This window comes from Vreelandella alkaliphila (genome assembly GCF_016107625.1).
Lineage (GTDB): Bacteria > Pseudomonadota > Gammaproteobacteria > Pseudomonadales > Halomonadaceae > Vreelandella > Vreelandella alkaliphila.
This window is the reverse complement of record NZ_JABASV010000001.1, coordinates 350669-369038: the sequence shown is the minus strand read 5'-3', so window position 1 is coordinate 369038 and position 18370 is coordinate 350669. Positions and strand designations below refer to the sequence as shown.

The window sequence follows — 18370 nt, the reverse complement described above, 5'->3', positions numbered from 1 at the left end:
GATAGGTTAAAAATTGATCAACTTGTTGATAAGGGCATCAGCTCTAGCTTTGGGGAAAGCGTCCGCCGAGTTTTCACAGAGTTTTCCACAGGCTCTGTGAAAAAGAAGGCGGACTCTTCACACTCGCCTCTATCGGTCAAGGCATTACTTTTTTAAATGGCTTAACAATTACCTTGGCATAGACCCCAGCAATGATGTATGGGTCGGCGTCAGCCCAGGCTTGCGCGTCCTCAAGGCTGTCAAATTCGGCAACGACTAAGCTGCCGCTAAAGCCTGCATCGCCTGGGTTATCGGTATCAATAGCGGGGTGGGGGCCAGCCAGAACCAAACGGCCTTCATCACGCAGCTTTTCCAGGCGACCAAGGTGATCCGGGCGTGCCGCTAGACGGCGCTCCAAGCTGTTGGATACATCTTCACTGATAATAGCGTAAAGCATGGGGATAACTCCTTGAATGCTAGGGCGGTTGTTCCGTACTGAATTGACCGCGCCCCTGTAAGCGCGCACCATGGTGAGCGCCTGTATACCGTTAAGGGAAAACAGGGTGCCTGTTTTATTCACACCACCCTATTCTGACAAACTCGCCACACGGCGTCATGCTTATGCCCCTACTTCCTGCGAACTATCTTCCTGTAAACCATCTGCCCCGCGTGTTTGATGCCGACCAGCGTTATACGGTGGATTTACACATGCACTCTACCGCGTCAGATGGCGCGCTGACCCCTACCGAGTTGGTAAAACTGTGCGCTGCACGTGGTCTTACCCACATGTCGCTGACAGACCACGACACCATGGAAGGTATTGAAGAAGCGGGCATCGCGGCTCAGCAAGCTGGGCTTTGCCTGGTGCCTGGCTGTGAGTTATCCACGCGCTGGCAGGGAATTAATATCCATGTAGTGGCGCTTATGCCCGGCGGCTTGCAAGGGCCTCTGGTCGAAGGGCTTGCACTGCAGCGCGAAGCACGGATCAAACGTGCTGAAGTGATCGCCGAGCGGTTGGAAAAAATGGGCTTACCTGATGCGCTCGAAAAGGCACGCGCCCAGGCAGGCAGCGACCGCCCCTTAGGCAGGCCTGACTTTGCCCGCGCGCTGGTCGCTGAAGGAGTGGTTGATGACTGGGCAGGCGCGTTTAAGCGCTATTTAGGCAGTGGTAAAAAAGGCGATGTAAAAGCTCATTGGCCGGAAATCAGTGATGCAGTAGCCTGGGTGGTGGCCTCAGGTGGTGTGGCAGTGCTGGCGCACCCGCTGCGCTATGGGCTTACCCGGCGCAAGCGAGGTTTGCTGATGGATACCTTTCAAGCCGCCGGTGGGCAGAGCGTTGAGCTGGTGAGTGGTCAGCAGAATCCAGACAGCACTCGCGATCTCGCTCGGCAATTAGTGGAGCGTGACTTATACGCCTCCATGGGCAGCGATTTTCATTTTCCTGGCAGCCACGCCGCCCCCGGCAGTATGAGCTTAATACCGCGCACTGCTGCGCCGCCGATTTGGCAGCATCCGCGCTTAGTTCATTTGCGCGATGCGCCCAGTGGTATGTTAGGTCCTGGGTCTTAAACCGCATATCGGCTAACCTAGAAACTAAATGGACAACGATATGCCCAAGGGCAGGAGCAAGCGATGAGTCAATATTTTCAGATTCACCCCGAAAACCCGCAGAAACGCTTGATTGATCAAGCGATAGATATTATCCGCAAAGGTGGTGTGGTCGCGTATCCGACGGACTCGGGCTATGCACTGGGTTGTCACTTAGGTGAAAAGAAAGCCATTGAGAAGATCAAATGGCTGCGCTCGTTAGACGATAAACACAATTTCACGCTGATGTGTTCGGATCTTTCCGAGATTGGCACTTACGCGAAAGTGGATAACGCAGTGTTTCGGCTGCTGAAGGCTCATACCCCTGGCCCATACACCTTTATTTTGGATGCTACCACAGAGGTGCCGCGCCTGTTGCTGCATCCGAAGCGCCGCTCCATTGGCGTGCGTGTGCCTGATCACCACATTACCCACGCGCTGCTTGATGCGTTAGGTGAGCCGTTGATGAGCGTCACGTTAATTCCGGTAGGAGAGACCCTGCCAATGAGCGATCCTGAGGAGATTCGCGACCGCTTCGGGGCACACCTTGATGCCATTATCGACGGCGGTGCCTGCCATCTTGACCCCACGAGTGTGATTGACCTACGCGAGCTGCCGCCCAAAATTGTGCGGGAAGGCCGCGGCGATATTACGCCGTTTACGAGTTAACACCATTCTCTAGTTGGTATTGGTAACCCCCTTGGTGAAAAGTCTCGAGGGGGTTGCTGTCGTCCCGCCTGTCTCTCCATCACCCAAAATCCACAAAAAACATTAAACATGATATGCGTATCAACTTATTCATTTAGCGCGCTATCTTTCTTATTTGAATGATCAATAAAAATAAATTATGATGATTATGCTTACTATTGATAATTAATAATGATGGATGGTGTGGGATTCCCCTCTTAACCTAATAACCATCACTGACAGGAGATTGCTTAATGATGATATCTCGATACCGCAACGCTGCTACTGCAACCGCATTTGCAAGCTTGGCGCTACTTCCTTTATCAGGGAACGCAGTAGCCGACGACGCTAGCGCTTGTGATCAAGTTGAGTACGCCATGGGGCTTCGTTACCAACAGCAATCCGCAGAAATAACTGCTTTACAGCGCCAAGGCTTTGAACTGGCGACCTATCGCTTGGAAAAACAGATTGAGGCGCATGGTGAGGGTGCCGATTTGGCCATCATTACCGATGTGGATGAGACGCTCATCGATAACAGCGCTTTGCTAGTGCGCGATATGCAGGCCTGCCACGACTTCACTACTTGGGATACTTGGTTGCATTGGGAGCGCGAGGGCGAGCCACGTTTGATCCCAGGGGCAAAAGACTTTCTCGAATTTGCCGATGAGCAAGGTGTGTCGATCTACTATGTGTCGGATCGCTACCAAGAAAATAAAGCGGACACGCTGGCCACTATGGAAGCATTAGAGCTTCCCCAGGTATCTGACGAACGCGTCATGCTACTTGGCCCACCGAAGACCGAGCGCCGCGCTATCGTCGAAGACAGTCATACATTAGTGATGCAGTTGGGCGATACGCTGCATGACTTCTCGGGTGATTTTGTCGGCGCAAGCCTTGAAGAGCAGCGCGACCTGGTTAACGACCACGCTGAGCGTTTTGGTCAAGACTGGATTGTTTTCCCCAATGCCAGTTACGGAAGCTGGAGCGACGCGGAGCTTAACGCGTGGGAAGCTCCGTTTGAAAGCGAATAAAATGTAACCACTTCCATCGTGCCGTTACTATATAGGAGACGCCCTGGTTAATAGCCAGGGCGTTTTCCTTATTAGCCCCGCAAGTTGTCCCCGTGCCGCTAGTCACTAACATGTCATTCACCTGTCATTGGTTGTCACTAAATTATCTTGGTGGCCGTGAACATAGCGATATGCCATAACAAATCGAACCTTGTCGGTGTGAGCGCGTTTCATTAAGACAACCGTGACGGCTCCACCCCCATTGGATATTCCTGCCACTAGACTTTTCTTAACTTGCCTTGCCCTGGGTCACGGTGGAAATTGTGCCTGTGGAGGCGGCTGAGACGCCAACGGGCGTCAACCTGTATTCAATAAGGAAACCAACCAATGAACCGTCATAAGCTTTTTATGGCATCCTTACTGACGTCCTCTCTGCTGGTGGGCTGCGGTGATAACGCTAACGCTGATGATACCAATGCCTCCGTGTTCGACAACTTCCCCGCCGCTGGTGTGTTTCTTCCCCACAGCGTATTACGGGATGATCTACTAGATGGCAAATCTCAGCAGGCTTTTGAGATCCGTAATGGTGGCTTTGGGTCGGCAATGACGGCTCATCCCACGGATTCAACGCGCTTCTATGTATTGACTGACCGCGGCCCCAATGCCAATTTTGTTGGTGACTATGGCAAGGGAAAAATATTTCCGACACCGGACTATACGCCCCGTATCGGCTTGTTTGAGGTTCAAGCGAACGGTGTGATCGAACAGGTTACTACCATTCTGCTCAAGCGCCCCGATGGAACCGAGATCAGTGGCCTGCCTAACAGTTTGGCACTCGGCGGAACGGGTGAAACTCCTTACCATGCCAATGGTCAACCGATCTTGGTGGACGATAGCCAGCCCTATAATGAAGTTACTAATCCGATCCGCTTGGATGATTATGGTCTGGATGGCGAGGGGCTGGTGGCACTCTCGGACGGCACCTTCTGGGTTAGCGATGAGTATGGCCCGCACATGGTCCACTTCGATGCTGAAGGTCGTGAAATCGGCCGTATCAACCCCTTTGCCGACGACGACCGGGTCGAGATGAACCTGCCAGCAGAGTTTGCCAACCGGCGTGCTAACCGAGGTATGGAAGGGCTGGCTATCACGCCGAATGAGGAAACGCTGGTAGGTATTATGCAGTCCACTCTGTACAACCCGGGCAGCACGGTGAAAGACCTGGATATCACCCGCATCGTCACAGTGGACATGGACTCGGGCGAGACTGGACAGTATCTCTACCGCCAAGAGCAAAACCAGAATTCCAACTCAGAGCTTGTTGCCCTGAGCGCCACTGAGTTTTTGGTGCTTGAACGAGATGGCCGTTTTCTGAACGGTGGTCCTGATGGCACTGAGGCAGCGACACCCGATGCTCAGAAGCAGGTTTATCGCATTGACCTTACCTCGGGCACCAATCTTGAAACGGTCTCAACCAACGGTGACCTGAAACAGGACGCCGAGTTGGGGCTAACGTTGGCTGGCAAAACCTTGGAAGAGGTGGTTCTAGAGCAGGGCTGGAGCGCTCTGGCCAGCGCTGGAATTGAGCCAGTGAGCAAGTCTCTGGTGGTGGATATGGTGGCGGAAGTCAACTATCCCCACGATAAAATGGAAGGTCTATGGGTGATTGATGACCAACGCTTGGGGGTACTAAACGACGATGACTTCGCCACCTGGTCTACTGAGGGTCAACTCGAGCAGAAAATGCTGGACGCCAACACTGTGGATGGCGGCCGCCTGTTTATTATCGAGGCCGACCTGAGCACCGATTGATCAACGTAGCGGCCTAGCTAACCACGCAACTCCCTTCTAAATGAATGCTGCGCGCCCTAGGTTTGGCTATTTTGTTTAGCTGTCCTGGGGCGTGTTTGTGTCTTCGTCTCCCTCGTGGCTATCTTTTTTGTTTGCTTCTTTCTTACGCGGGTCTTCGCTGTCTTCATCCAGCCAGGTGCCACAGCGCAGGCAGTAACGAGCGCGCTTTTCGTGGCGGTCATGGCCACAGCCGGGGCAGGCTTCTTCTGAATAACGGTCTTCGCGAATAGAGCGGATAACCTGGGCGGAAAATACCCCGGTAGGCACAGCGATAATCGAATACCCCAACAGCATCAGGATCATCGTGATCGCTTTGCCTAACGACGTGGCTGGGACAATATCGCCGTAGCCCACTGTGGTCATACTAACGATCGCCCAATACATCGACATAGGAATGCTGGTAAAGCCGGCTTCAGGCGACTCGATGGTGTACATCAGCGCCGCAAACAGCATGACGACCATCATGATGCTGCTAAAAAACAGCAGGATTTGACGAAGACTGCGTTTAAGCGCATCGAGCAGTAAACGCCCCTCGCCGATAAACGCCATCAATCTCAGAATCCGAAAGATGCGTAGTACCCGCAGTATCCTAACGATGACGAGTCCGTGCGCACCGGGTACCAGCAGTACTAACCAAGCAGGGATAATCGCAATCACATCGACAATGCCGTAGAAGCTTTTGAGGTAAATCGTTGGGCGCTCTAAACAGTAAATCCGCACCGCCAGTTCAATGCTGAAAAGTAGCGTAAATAGCCATTCTGCATAGTAGAAAATGTGCCCGTAGCGTTCGGAATAACTATCTACGCTGTCCAGCAAAATGACCGCCACGCTGATTAGAATGGCGATAATCAGCGCAATATCAAACCCTTTGGCTCCCGGCGTATCAGACTCGAAGATAATATGGAAAAGCCGTGTGCGCAGTCCTTCCGCACCGGGAGTTAATTGAAAACTCATCGCGACATCCTGAAGTGGGCTGAATGTTTCTAGCGTAACGTGGTTTGATAGGCGAAGCGATGCGCCAGAGTTAACGCAGCAGCGCCATAAGCGGACGTTGGATGGCCATTTCCAGTCAGTGCTGTGGTCAGTGTTTGAGCATCGCGGCGGGAGCTTTCATCCAACTGTGGGTGGGTCGCCAGTGTGGCTAACGCCTGCTGTGCGATGGTTAAGTGTTCCGCAAGGCCACTGTCGTGGTAGGCGTCCAGCGCCACTGTGGCTCTGTGTAGCCACTCAGCCGGTGCGTCAGCTCCAGGTAGTACCCACTGCTGCACGCCTAACGCATTTCCGCGAGCGGCTTTGCTGGTATCAGAAGGGCGCAGCGGTACGCTTTCCGCGAGCGTTAATGCTAGCGCCCAAAGCGCCTCTGGTTCACCCGCTTTGAGTTCCAGCTCGACCTCGCAAATAGCCGCTTGAGCACCACAGCTGACAATCTCTCCTTCGTCCAACACTAGTTCGATATGGCTGCCCTGCCAGTCGATTTGCCAGCTGCGCCGGGTAAAGTCGGTGCGCAGCGCAGGGCGTAGCGCGGAAATGACGGTGCCTAGTGAACCTTTGAACGGCGGTAGGGTAGCCAAGCCATGCTGGTCAAGCTGTGGGCTAGGAACTTGCCACTCCCACTCTTGTCGGGTAGAAAGGCCGCCACCACCATGGCCGGCGGTTTTCACCGTTTGTAGCACGCGATCATCAACTTGGCGTAAGCGCACGGCAATCCGTGCATTCGCCATATCGCCCGCAGGGGTATCGAAATAGGTGTTCGACAAATGTTGCCGTTGGGGTGTTTCGGCTAGTGCCGCGTGGCACAGCAGCGTGTTTAGTTGAGCTGGCGCAAGGGCGAGTTTAAGCTCTATTTCGGTAGGCGCTGAAACAGAATCAGAAGTAGATGTTGAATTTTTCATGACATTAGCCACCTTTATATTGTGACATTTCAATTAATTTTGCATGACATTGTGAACTTTTCATGACGGCGGCGAGCGCACTCTTTATACTGGCGCCGCCATTTCCAGGCTCCCCGAAAACAGGCTAAAGGCTATATGGTTACCTCCAACCCTTTTTCCGCGATGTTTGGCCGCTCGCCATTCCAGCCGCTGCTGGCCCACATCGTCAAGGCCAATGAATGTGCCGACCAACTGTTGCCGTTCTTCGAGGCATCGCTTGCCGGTGATTGGGATACCGCAGCTGTACTGCGTGAAAACGTTACCCGCTTAGAGCATGACGCCGACACGTTGAAAACAGAGCTTCGGCTTAACCTGCCCAATACGATGTTTCTTCCCGTCTCGCGGTCCGACTTGCTCGACCTTATCAGCGTGCAGGATAAGATCGCCAACAAGGTGCGCGACATTACCGGCATTATGCTGGGGCGTAAAATGCGCGTACCCGATGAGCTGGCCGATCCCATGCGCGATTATATGCGTACCAGCGTGGCGTGTGTGGCCCAGGCTCGCCAAGCGCTTGAAGAGCTGAAAGAGCTGCTTGAGTCCGGTTTTGGACGCAATGTTTCCGATGTTATGCAGAATATGATCCGTGAGCTGCACACACTTGAGCACCAAGCTGACAGCCAGCAGATCGCGATACGTCGCCAGCTGTTTGAGCTTGAAAGCCAACTTCCTCCTGTTGATGTGATTTTCCTTTACAAAATCATTGAGTGGGTCGGTGAAGTTTCTGATCGCGCTGAACGCGTGGGCAGCCGCCTACAGATTTTGACCGCACGCTAAGGGATACCTATGCAGATTATTGCCCAGCACGGTGAAATTTTTATCATTCTGGCCTGTTTGTTTGGCTTTTTTATGGCTTGGGGCGTTGGTGCGAATGATGTTGCCAATGCGATGGGAACCTCGGTGGGGTCAAAAGCGATCACCATCAAACAAGCCATTATAATTGCGGTTGTCTTTGAGTTTTTAGGTGCTTGGCTGGCGGGTGGTGAAGTGACCAACACCATTCGTAAAGGCATTATCGACCCAGAGTTGCTCCAGGAAGACCCGCAGTTACTGGTGTACGGTATGCTGGCAGCGTTGCTGGCAGCGGGTACTTGGCTACTGGCAGCATCGATGAAAGGTTGGCCGGTTTCCACGACGCATTCCATTGTAGGTGCCATTGTGGGCTTTGCCGTAGCGGGATTGGGTGCTTCTACGGTGGATTGGGGCGCTGTTGGCACCATTGCGGCAAGCTGGGTCGTTTCTCCTCTGTTGGCAGGTACTATCGGTTTTGTGCTGTTTAAATCAGTGCATCACCTGATTTTTGAAAATGATAATCCATTTGCTGCTGCCAAACGCTATGTACCGGGCTACGTATTTTTGGTTGGTTTTATTGTGGCGATGGTCACGCTAACCAAAGGCCTATCTCACGTTGGGCTGGACCTGACCTTTAGTCAAAGCCTGCTGCTATCGATCTTGTTAGGGCTTGTGATCATGGGTATTGGCCTGTTGATGCAGCGTCGTATCAAGTTCGAGAAAAATGCCAACGACCACTTTGGATACGCCAACGTTGAGCGCGTCTTCGGCGTATTAATGATCTTTACTGCATGTGCCATGGCGTTTGCTCACGGCTCTAACGACGTTGCGAACGCGGTTGGTCCGCTTGCGGCGGTCATTAGCGTGGTACAAACTGGCGGCCAAATTGAAGGCTCTGCGCTAGTGCCCTGGTGGGTATTGGTACTGGGCGGTGGTGGCATCGTGGTGGGCTTAGTAACTTACGGCCACAAAGTCATTGCCACCGTGGGAACCGGTATTACTGAACTCACTCCCAGCCGTGGCTTTGCTGCCACACTGGCAGCAGCGACCACGGTGGTATTAGCTTCCGGTACGGGTCTGCCGATTTCAACCACCCATACACTGGTAGGGGCGGTATTAGGTGTAGGGCTTGCTCGGGGTATGGCGGCACTTAACCTGCGTGTCATTGGCACCATCGCCATGTCATGGCTGATTACGCTACCTGCCGGGGCTGGTTTGGCTATTCTGTTCTTCTTTATGTTCAAAGGCATGTTTGGTTAACAGCAAGGGGTAACCCCGCCCAATACGTTACTGCTTGGCCAAACGCACAGCGGCATCTTCTTTTTCACAAGAAGGTGCCGCTGTTTTTTATGCTCTGTTAAAGTAAACGCTGATACTTTCATTCACCTGCTGCCGGAGAGCGGCCCTTGGACACACGCTTCCCTTTTGTTGATTGGTTTCGTAATGCTTCCCCTTACATTAACGCGCACCGGGGACGAACCTTTGTCATCTTAATTGAGGGCGAAGCCATGGCGTCTGGCCGAGGAGAGCAGCTGATTCAAGATTTAGCGCTGCTACACACTCTGGGGGTGCGGCTAGTTGTGGTGTTTGGTATTCGCCCACAAGTGCATGACGCATTGACGGCTGCCGGTGTCGAGCCAACACGGGTGGATGGCCGTTGGGTAGCTGACCGAGCGGTGATGACCCACGTGGAACAGGTGGCCGCGCACCAGCGCTTATGGCTAGAAGCTCGTCTTTCCTTGGGGCTGCCTAGCACGCCACTACACGGTGTAGAGCTTAGCGTGATTTCCGGCAACTTGGTGACCGCTAAGCCATTAGGAGTGCGCGAAGGCGTCGATTTTGATCACAGTGGTGAAGTACGCCGAGTGCGCTCGAGCGCCATTGAAGGGCTGTTGGAAAAAGGCTCGCTAGTGCTGCTGCCGCCGCTGGGTTTCTCCAGCACAGGTGAAGTGTTTGATTTAGATGCCTCGGAAGTCGCACAACATGCTGCCGTCGCGCTGAAAGCGGATAAGCTGATTCTATTAGGCGAATCGGAAGGGCTTGAAGACGAGCAGGGCGCGCTATTGCGCCAGCTTTCCCCGGCAGAGGCCGAGCCGCGCCTGCAACAGGCGTTACCGGGCAGTGAGTTGGCACGCCACTTGAACGCCGCCTGCACCGCCGCCAGGGAAGGGGTAGCGCGCACCCACCTGCTTTCCTGGCGTAACCATGATGCACTGCTAGGGGAGTTATTCACCCGTGACGGCGTTGGCACCATGATCACCCAGCACCGCTACGAGCAACTGCGCCCAGCCACGTTGAATGACGTCGCTGGCCTACTAGAGCTGCTGGAGCCGCTGGAGCGACGTGGCATGTTGGTGGCTCGTTCGCGGGAACGACTAGAGCACGAAATCGACGACTACATGGTCATCGAACGTGACGGCATGGTGATTGGCTGTGCAGCATTGCATGTTTTTCCAGACACCACGGTGGGGGAAATGGCCTGTGTCGCGGTGCACGGTAACTATCGCGGCGGTGAGCGCGGCGAGCGCTTAGTGGAAGCATTAGAACGCCGCGCCCGGCAGCGTGGGCTTTCCGAAATGTTTGTGTTAACTACCCACACGGCCCATTGGTTTGTCGAACACGGCTTCCGTCCCGCTAGCCTAGATGACCTGCCGCCGTTAAAACGCGAAGCCTACAACCACGCCCGAAAATCCAAGGTGTTGGTGAAAAATCTAGCCTAAAAACGCTTACTTAAAGAGAAATATCTAGATGAGCCGGGTGTCTTTGCGACACCCGGTTTCGCATGCGTGTAAAAAATAAATGCAAATATTTGGTCATTTTATTAATTTGTGCAATTATATTTGCAGATGCGCTTGTAGATAAACTCGGCAAAGCCAATCCAAGCCCATCTAAACCAAACCAATAACAACACCGTTATCTACACGCTACGTCACTCACACATAACCAATAACATCGACGTCACGAGGATTTCTCCATGAAAACACTAACCACGTTAATGGCTGCTACTGCATTTTCTCTCACTGCAGCGACTGCCGCCGCAGACAAGCTAGTGGTTGCCACTGATACTGCCTTTGTGCCCTTTGAGTTTGCTCAAGACGGTGAATATGTCGGTTTTGATATCGATATGTGGACAATGATTGCCGAAGAGCTTGAGCTGGATTTCGAACTAAGGCCAATGGATTTCAATGGCATTATTCCCGGCCTGCAGACTGGCCAGTTAGATGTTGCCCTGGCGGGGATTACTATCCGTGAAGACCGTGCTGAGGTGATTGATTTTTCGGATGGCTACTACGAAAGCGGCTTCCGCATCATGGTGCCAATTGATAGTGATATCGAAAGTGCAGAAGACTTAGCAGGTAAAATGCTGGCCGTTCGCACCGGCACCTCTGCTGCTGACTATGCACGGGAAAACTTCACCGACACCGAGCTACGCCAGTTCCCCAATATCGACAATGCCTACCTGGAGTTACGCACCGGCCGCGTTGATGCCGCGATGCATGATACGCCCAATGTTCTCTACTACATTGCCACCGCTGGTGACGGCCAGGTAAAAGCCGTGGGTGAACAGATGATGGCGCACGAGTATGGCATTGCGTTCCCCAAGGGAAGCGAGCTGGTCGAGCCAGTTAACCAAGCATTAGCGGCTATGCGGGAAGATGGCCGCTACGACGAAATTTATGCGAAGTGGTTCGGCGAAGCGCCCAGCAAATAATCTCCTGAAGTTTTATTTACTAGCGGAGGGCTTCCTCCGCTGACGTTGCATTGCCAGGAGAGTCTAGATGAATATCGATTGGTCGATTGTTATAGGATTTTTGCCCGCGTTGCTCAATGGCGCAAAAATCACGCTGTATATCACCGTAACGGGGTTGATCGGTGGTATTGCACTGGGGGCTGTTATTGGCCTGATGCGCGCCTACGGTGGATATATTCTCAATACACTGGCGTTTATCTACGTCGAAATCATTCGAGGCACGCCGATTGTTGTACAGGTGATGTTTCTGTACTTCGCCTTGCCGGTGCTGGTGGATATCCGCATTGACCCGATGACGACAGCAATCCTTGCGATTGTCATTAATGCTGGGGCGTACGTTGCTGAGATTGTACGTGGCGCAGTGCTATCAATTTCAAAAGGATTAACCGAGGCAGGACGCGCCATTGGTTTGCCACGCTGGAAAGTGGTGGTCTATATCGTTGGTCCACTCGCCTTTCGCCGCTTAATTCCGCCGCTGGGTAACCAGTGCATTGTCAGCCTGAAAGATACCTCCTTGTTTATTGTGATCGGTGTTGGCGAACTGACGCGCACCGGCCAGGAAATCATGGCGGCTAACTTCCGCGCGGTCGAAATATGGACGGCAGTTGCCGTGTTCTACCTGATTATGACCGGCACGTTGTCGCTGCTGCTGCGTATCATTGAGAAGCGGATGAGGATCTTATGAGCGCCATCATAGAGTTCAAGAATGTGTCCAAGCACTTTGGCCAGCTTAAGGTACTTGATAAGGTTGACCTGGATATCAATCGTGGCGAAGTGGTCGTGCTAATAGGACCGTCCGGTTCTGGAAAATCCACCTTGCTGCGCTGTATTAACGGGCTGGAAATGATCACTTCGGGTGACCTTCTCGTTGACGGCATGAGCGTTAAGGGTGGCAACAAAACGCTACGCGAAATTCGCCAGGAAGCGGGCATGGTCTTCCAGCAGTTCAACCTATTTCCACAAATGACAGCGCTGGAAAATGTGGCCTTTGGCCAACGCCATGTGCGCAAAATGGGACGTAAGGCGGCTGATAATAGTGCCCAGGAACTATTGGAAAAAGTCGGCCTGGGGGATAAATCGAAACACTATCCTCATGAGCTTTCTGGTGGGCAGCAGCAGCGGGTCGCTATTGCTCGGGCGTTGGCGATCAAACCCAAAGTAATGCTGTTTGATGAGCCTACCTCAGCGCTTGACCCTGAGCTTAAGCAGGAAGTACTGAATGTTATGCAGAAACTGGCAGAAGAGCAGATGACCATGGTGGTGGTGACCCATGAGATGTCCTTCGCCAAGCAGGTTGGCACGCGCTTGATTTTTATGGAGCACGGTAAAATTGCGGTTGATGCCAACCCTGTTGATGTCATTGATAACCCGCCTAATGACCGGATGAAGGATTTTCTGCGCCATGTCTAAACAAACGAGCTCTATTGGCTGGCAGATTATCAATGGGCAGCCACGCGACATCGGCGTTGCCCTTGGGCGTGCAGGCCGCGATGCGGTGCATCGCTTTTTGCTGCCAAGCGCTATCTGGGCTGAAATTAACGACCCAATTCACCAGAACGCTGTTGCTACCATGGCCGCCAATACGCAGCGTGATTTCCCTCAAGTGTGGGAAGAGCTAGAGGGACTTGCGGAAGGACTTAACCTGCCCATTGAAGCGGTATTTGCCTGGAACTGCCGGGGTGACCTGTTGGCCCATGCACCGGACGGCTGCACGACCTTGGTTCTCCCCGGAGAAACACCGCTGGTGGCGCATAATGAGGATGGCCTGCCATTCTTCCGTGGCCACTGTTTTATGGCTGAAGTGACATCAGCAATGGGAGAGGGGTTTACCGCTTTCTGCTACCCCGGCTCGATACCGGGCCACACACTGGCGTTTACCCGCCAGGGCTGGGTGCAGGCGGTCAATAATTTGCGTTTGCTTAATGTTACGCCCAGGGTGCCAAGAATGGTGTTAGGACGGGCGGCATTAAGCCAACCCAATGTGGCCGGCGTCGTGGCACTGTTGCAGCGTTACAATGAGTGCGGTGGCTTTCATTTTTCGCTGGCCGAATGCGGGCAGCGAGAGGTGATGAGTATTGAGTTTGGTGGTGGGGAAGCTGCCCAGCTAGTACTCAATGCCCCCAGCGTGCATGCTAATCATGCGCTGTATCACCCCAGTGGTCTGGCATCTCAATGGATTACTGACTCCTCACGAGACCGACAGCAGCGTGGAGATCAGCTGCTAGCGGAAGGAGAGACTGCGCCGTTGGCCATCTTGCATGATCAACAAGCCAGCGGTCTGCCCATTCTGCGACTGAGCGCTGACGACCCTGATCACGAGAATACTCTGGTCACGGCGGTCATGCGTCTTGAAGTGGATGGTGTAGCATGGCAACTTTATGATCGCCCTGGAGCGCCACCGGCTTATGACGGAAAACTCTTCTTCGCAAGTTGAATCTTCGCCCTCTAAACACTCGATAGCTGAGTGCCAGCCCCCGGAAACCGTTGATGGTCTGCGTGAACTGGCGCTTAGCATTGCCCGGGGCGAGAGCGAGCTACGGCTTGGCCCCAAGTCGCGGGAAGTGCTGGCACGCCTGATCGATCTTCAAGGGGATCAGGTGCTGCTGTCTATTTCTTCGGCAGCTCGTCGGCTAGAGGTCAACCCATCGAGTATTTCTCGTTTGGCACGCTCTCTCGGTTATGCCCGTTTCAGCGATCTACAAAGAGTTCTGTTGAGCGCGAACTTTACCTCTTCTGCCTCTTTTTACCGCGACCATGCTGCCAGCGCGTTGGCAGCAGACAAGCACAGTTTGCATGTCCAGGCGGAGCAGTTATGCGCTGAAAATAAGCACAATATCGACCGCTTTCTGCAAGGGGTGAAGCATGATGATATTGAAACTTTCGCCCAAACAGTGATCAGTGCGCCCAGGGTTCGGTTGTACGGAGTACGTCAGTTTCATGCGCTATGCAGTTTCTCAGCCTACGGGTTAGGCATGCTGCGCCCTGATGTAGCGCTGCTTAGCGACGCCACCAATGGGGTTGCGGAAGGGCTGGCGTCGTTATCGGAAGGTGACGTGCTGATTGCCGCCAGTTGCCAGCCCTATACGCGCCAAGTGGTGGATGTGTGCCGGATGGCGCAGGCTCATGGCATTCAAACCTTGGCCGTAACCGACTACGCCAGCTCCGCATTGGTCGAGTATGCCCAGGTATCTATCCTGGTGCCCCATGAAAGCAGCTTTATTTCCAACAGCATGGTGGCTTATTTTGCCGCCATGGAGTGCCTGATTAATGCCTGTGCCACGCTGTCAGGAGATGAAGCAGGTAAGGCAATTTCGCGACGGGACCGCTTTATCACCGAGCTAGATATTGAAATGCGTTAAGAGCTAAAGCCTCCAAGTGATTGTTTTGTTTTTTATCTGCATCAAAGTGGTGAGATAGCGCTGGTGTTAGCAGTTTTACACCATGGTAAGTCATCGGCTAGCGACTATAGTGAGTGAGGCCTGTTCACGTTAGCAGCTGACGTGATTCCTACGGCGACCACCAAGGATTAGGAGGCACTATGCAGCAGCCCGATAAAGACGACGCAAAGAAAGAGCAGAAGAAAGATCAACGCGACGACGACCAAGACGACGCCAATCCGATGCCCGACACGCATCATGTCAATCCCGATAGCGACGGCGACTCGTCTTCCAAAAGCTCGCCTTCTAAGAAAGAGTAACCGCCCTTCAACAATGCGTTATTCCTGCGGCGCTACTGTTTGTAGCGCCGTTTTACTTCCACGTTTAGCCTGCCTTCGCCTAGCCTTAGCGAGAGCTTCTGGCCTGGCGCGGTGTCCTCTGCCCGGCGGATGACATGGCCTTTTTCATCCTGGGCAATGGCATAGCCGCGCCCCAACACCGCAAGCGGGCTGATGGCATTTAGTTCACGGGCGGCGCTACTCAAGCGCGCCTGACGCACTTCCATCGCTCGCTGCATAGCGTTGGCTAAACGGCGCTGGAGCTGACTAACACGCTCTTGCTCTGCGCGGTGCAGGCGCACCATGTCTTGGCTGGCTAAGCGTTTGCTTAACTGGGTGACCCGCACTTGCTGCTGCTGAACGGTTTGCTGCATGGCGCGCTGCAGCCGTTGGCAAAGGGCGGTAACGTGCTGGCGTTGACGCTCAAGCTGCTCGCCTGGGTGGCGAAGGCGGGCGCGCAAAGTATCCAACCGTTGGCTATCCCGCTCTAAGCGTGCCTGCATGGCACGCTGTAAGCGGTTTTCTAGCTGTTTTAATTGCTGCTTAAGTGCATGTTGGTCAGGCACTAAACGCTCGGCCGCTGCTGATGGGGTAGGGGCGCGCATATCGGCGGCGAAATCCGCCAGGGTGACATCCACTTCATGACCCACCGCCGACATCACTGGCAAGCGGGAGTGAAAAATCGCCCGTGCCAGATGCTCGTTATTAAACGCCCAAAGGTCTTCTAAGCTACCGCCGCCACGGGTGATCAGTACCACATCCTGGTCAGGGTCTAAGCGCGCCTGTCGGTTCAGTAACCCCAGCGCCGAAATCATCGCAGGGGCGGCCTCGGCGCCTTGTACAGGCACTGGGATCAGCGTGACATCTGCCAGTGGCCAGCGCGCCGCCAGTACCGCCAGCACATCGCGAATGGCTGCGCCGCTGGCGGAGCTTAAAATCAGAATTTTGCGGGGAGGAAAGGGCAGGGGGCGCGTATTGGCAAACACGCCTTCGCCTTCCAACTGCGCTTTGAGGCGCTCAAATGCCGCCAGCAGTTCCCCCAAGCCCGCCGCCTGTACGGCGTCGGCAATCAACTGATAGTCGCCGCGCGGTTCGAACAGCGAGACCCTACCGCGCAGTTTTACCTGATCGCCATCACGCATTGGTGCCGCCACAAAACGCGCCCGCTGGCGAAACAGCGCACAGCGAATTTGTGCACGGTCATCTTTCAAGGTGAAGTAAATATGCCCAGACGCCGGGCGGGAAACATTGGAAAGCTCGCCTTCTACCCACACTTCGCCCACATCGCGCTCAAGGGTCTGTTTGGCGCGCTGATTCAACTGACTAACAGAAAGCGCTTGTGGTGTATCGGGCATAGAGCAACCTTAAAAAGAGAATGAGCGAGCGGGTAGCTTTCGCAAGAATCCTAGCTTATTAGCCATTGGTCTGGATTGAAAACCTTCTTCACATTGCTGGAAAGGCCCTCAAAACGCTATAATAGGGGATTAACTTTCCACGCCCCACTTCCTCTTCTATCAGGGTGTTGCCGCTATGCTACGTATGGCCCAAGAAGCACTTACGTTCGATGACGTACTCCTCGTTCCCGGCTTCTCCGATATTCTGCCCAAGGATGTCAGCCTCAAAACCCGCCTGACCCGCAATATTTCACTCAATATCCCGCTGCTTTCCGCTGCAATGGATACCGTTACCGAAGCGCGTCTAGCAATTGCGATGGCTCAGGAAGGCGGCATCGGCATTATCCATAAGAGCATGACCATGAGTCAGCAAGCTGCTGAAGTGCGTAAGGTTAAAAAGCACGAAAGCGTGATTGTAAAAGATCCGGTCACCGTTAGCCCTAAGGCGAAGCTGGATGACCTGCTGGCGATGGCGCGTGAGAACGGCTTCTCAGGCTTTCCCGTCGTAGAAGGCGAAACCCTGGTGGGTATTGTGACCGAGCGTGATATGCGCTTCCAGCCCAACCACGGCGACAGCGTAGCGGACATCATGACCCCCCGCGAGCGGTTGGTTACCGTCAAGGAAGGCACCGACCTTGAAACCAGCAAAGCCAAAATGCGCGAACACCGCATCGAGAAAATGCTGATTGTGGATGACGAGTTTCATCTGCGCGGTTTGGTAACTTTCCAAGACATCGAAAAAGCCCGCACTTACCCGATGGCTGCCAAAGACAGCGACGGCCGCTTGCTGGTAGGTGCTGCCGTGGGCACTGGCCCGGAAACGCCTGATCGCGTTGCTGCGCTGGCCGAAGCCGGTGTCGATGTGATCATTGTTGATACTGCCCACGGTCACTCTAAAGGTGTTATCGACCGCGTACGCTGGATCAAAGAGAACTTCCCCAACATTCAAGTGATTGGCGGCAACATTGCCACCGGCGCTGCCGCCAAAGCGCTGGCTGAAGCGGGCGCAGACGCCGTTAAAGTGGGCATTGGCCCCGGTTCTATCTGCACCACGCGTATTGTGGCAGGCGTTGGCGTTCCGCAAATCACCGCGGTGTCTAACGTGGCGGAAGCGCTGAAAGAGTTCGATATTCCGCTGATCGCCGACGGCGGCATTCGCTTCTCGGGTGACTTAGCCAAAGCCATCGCCGCTGGCGCAAGCGCCGTAATGGTCGGTGGCCTGCTGGCCGGTACCGAAGAAGCGCCGGGTGAAGTTGAGCTTTACCAAGGCCGTACCTACAAAGCCTACCGCGGCATGGGCTCCATGGGTGCCATGTCTCAGAGCCAGGGCAGCGCCGACCGCTACTTCCAAGACAAGAGCGAAGGTGCCGAGAAGCTGGTGCCGGAAGGCATTGAAGGCCGCGTACCCTATAAAGGCATGATGGGCGCTATCGTTCACCAGCTGATGGGCGGCCTGCGCGCCTCCATGGGTTACACCGGCTGCCGCAGTATTGAAGAAATGCGTACCAAGCCGGAATTTGTACAAATTACCAGCGCTGGCTTTAACGAATCCCACGTTCACAACGTGCAGATCACCAAAGAAGCTCCCAACTACCGGGTGAGCTAACCAGCACGTTTAGTTAAATGGCGCGGCGGGCATTGCCCCGCCGCTTGCTTTTTGGCCTTAACAGCGG

The 18370-nt window shown here is 54.1% G+C and carries 18 protein-coding genes; 14 read left to right on the top strand and 4 right to left on the bottom strand.

Annotated features, from left to right (window positions below):
- Window positions 1-136: 136 nt before the first annotated feature.
- Entirely contained in the window at window positions 137-436 is a 300-nt protein-coding gene (locus JFC11_RS01665; protein WP_038481742.1) for a YciI family protein, read from the bottom strand.
- 164 nt (window positions 437-600) lie between these two features.
- Here JFC11_RS01665 and JFC11_RS01660 point away from each other — a divergent pair, with 164 nt between their 5' ends.
- From JFC11_RS01660 to JFC11_RS01645, 4 genes are all read left to right on the top strand, one after another.
- Window positions 601-1548: a PHP domain-containing protein gene (locus tag JFC11_RS01660; protein WP_198348581.1), complete on the top strand. Its 948-nt coding sequence runs from the start codon at window positions 601-603 to the stop codon at window positions 1546-1548.
- A gap of 63 nt (window positions 1549-1611) precedes the next feature.
- Window positions 1612-2235, top strand: a complete 624-nt coding sequence (locus tag JFC11_RS01655) for an L-threonylcarbamoyladenylate synthase (RefSeq protein WP_038481748.1) — start codon at window positions 1612-1614, stop codon at window positions 2233-2235.
- A gap of 272 nt (window positions 2236-2507) precedes the next feature.
- Window positions 2508-3284: a 5'-nucleotidase, lipoprotein e(P4) family gene (locus JFC11_RS01650; RefSeq protein ID WP_198348580.1), complete on the top strand. Its 777-nt coding sequence runs from the start codon at window positions 2508-2510 to the stop codon at window positions 3282-3284.
- Window positions 3285-3650: 366 nt separating this feature from the next.
- Complete coding sequence (locus tag JFC11_RS01645) at window positions 3651-5075, top strand: esterase-like activity of phytase family protein (RefSeq protein ID WP_198348579.1); 1425 nt, start codon at window positions 3651-3653, stop codon at window positions 5073-5075.
- Between the two features lie 75 nt (window positions 5076-5150).
- Here the strand turns inward: JFC11_RS01645 and JFC11_RS01640 are convergent, their stop codons facing one another.
- The gene (locus tag JFC11_RS01640) at window positions 5151-6068 is read right to left on the bottom strand and encodes an ion transporter (RefSeq protein ID WP_038481757.1); all 918 of its coding nucleotides are present in this window, start codon (window positions 6066-6068) and stop codon (window positions 5151-5153) included.
- Between the two features lie 29 nt (window positions 6069-6097).
- Window positions 6098-7006: a CYTH domain-containing protein gene (locus JFC11_RS01635; protein WP_198348578.1), complete on the bottom strand. Its 909-nt coding sequence runs from the start codon at window positions 7004-7006 to the stop codon at window positions 6098-6100.
- 135 nt (window positions 7007-7141) lie between these two features.
- On the opposite strand from JFC11_RS01635, the gene JFC11_RS01630 reads away from it, so the two are divergent.
- The 9 genes from JFC11_RS01630 (at window position 7142) to JFC11_RS01590 (ending at window position 15285) form a co-directional block, all read left to right on the top strand.
- Window positions 7142-7822, top strand: coding sequence for a TIGR00153 family protein (locus JFC11_RS01630; protein ID WP_038481762.1), 681 nt, complete (start codon window positions 7142-7144; stop codon window positions 7820-7822).
- A 9-nt stretch (window positions 7823-7831) separates the two neighbouring features.
- Window positions 7832-9097 carry an inorganic phosphate transporter gene (locus tag JFC11_RS01625; RefSeq protein ID WP_038481765.1) on the top strand — a complete coding sequence of 422 codons (1266 nt, stop codon included), beginning with the start codon at window positions 7832-7834 and terminating at the stop codon, window positions 9095-9097.
- A gap of 146 nt (window positions 9098-9243) precedes the next feature.
- The gene (gene argA, locus JFC11_RS01620) at window positions 9244-10557 is read left to right on the top strand and encodes an amino-acid N-acetyltransferase (RefSeq protein WP_038481768.1); all 1314 of its coding nucleotides are present in this window, start codon (window positions 9244-9246) and stop codon (window positions 10555-10557) included.
- 254 nt (window positions 10558-10811) lie between these two features.
- The gene (gene glnH / locus JFC11_RS01615) at window positions 10812-11549 is read left to right on the top strand and encodes a glutamine ABC transporter substrate-binding protein GlnH (RefSeq protein WP_095602627.1); all 738 of its coding nucleotides are present in this window, start codon (window positions 10812-10814) and stop codon (window positions 11547-11549) included.
- Window positions 11550-11616: 67 nt separating this feature from the next.
- Window positions 11617-12273, top strand: a complete 657-nt coding sequence (gene glnP / locus JFC11_RS01610; protein ID WP_095602626.1) for a glutamine ABC transporter permease GlnP — start codon at window positions 11617-11619, stop codon at window positions 12271-12273.
- The gene (gene glnQ, locus JFC11_RS01605; RefSeq protein ID WP_038481777.1) at window positions 12270-12998 is read left to right on the top strand and encodes a glutamine ABC transporter ATP-binding protein GlnQ; all 729 of its coding nucleotides are present in this window, start codon (window positions 12270-12272) and stop codon (window positions 12996-12998) included. Before glnP ends, glnQ begins: the two co-directional genes overlap by 4 nt.
- Window positions 12991-14022: a C45 family autoproteolytic acyltransferase/hydrolase gene (locus JFC11_RS01600; protein WP_198348577.1), complete on the top strand. Its 1032-nt coding sequence runs from the start codon at window positions 12991-12993 to the stop codon at window positions 14020-14022. The genes glnQ and JFC11_RS01600 overlap by 8 nt, the downstream gene beginning before the upstream one ends.
- Complete coding sequence (locus JFC11_RS01595; protein WP_198348576.1) at window positions 13994-14947, top strand: MurR/RpiR family transcriptional regulator; 954 nt, start codon at window positions 13994-13996, stop codon at window positions 14945-14947. The genes JFC11_RS01600 and JFC11_RS01595 overlap by 29 nt, the downstream gene beginning before the upstream one ends.
- A 179-nt stretch (window positions 14948-15126) precedes the next feature.
- Complete coding sequence (locus tag JFC11_RS01590) at window positions 15127-15285, top strand: hypothetical protein (RefSeq protein WP_167457092.1); 159 nt, start codon at window positions 15127-15129, stop codon at window positions 15283-15285.
- A gap of 32 nt (window positions 15286-15317) precedes the next feature.
- Here JFC11_RS01590 and xseA read toward each other — a convergent pair whose 3' ends face one another.
- Window positions 15318-16658 carry an exodeoxyribonuclease VII large subunit gene (gene xseA / locus JFC11_RS01585; protein ID WP_198348575.1) on the bottom strand — a complete coding sequence of 447 codons (1341 nt, stop codon included), beginning with the start codon at window positions 16656-16658 and terminating at the stop codon, window positions 15318-15320.
- 175 nt (window positions 16659-16833) lie between these two features.
- Here xseA and guaB point away from each other — a divergent pair, with 175 nt between their 5' ends.
- Entirely contained in the window at window positions 16834-18303 is a 1470-nt protein-coding gene (gene guaB, locus JFC11_RS01580) for an IMP dehydrogenase (protein ID WP_198348574.1), read from the top strand.
- The last annotated feature ends 67 nt before the right edge of the window (window positions 18304-18370 follow it).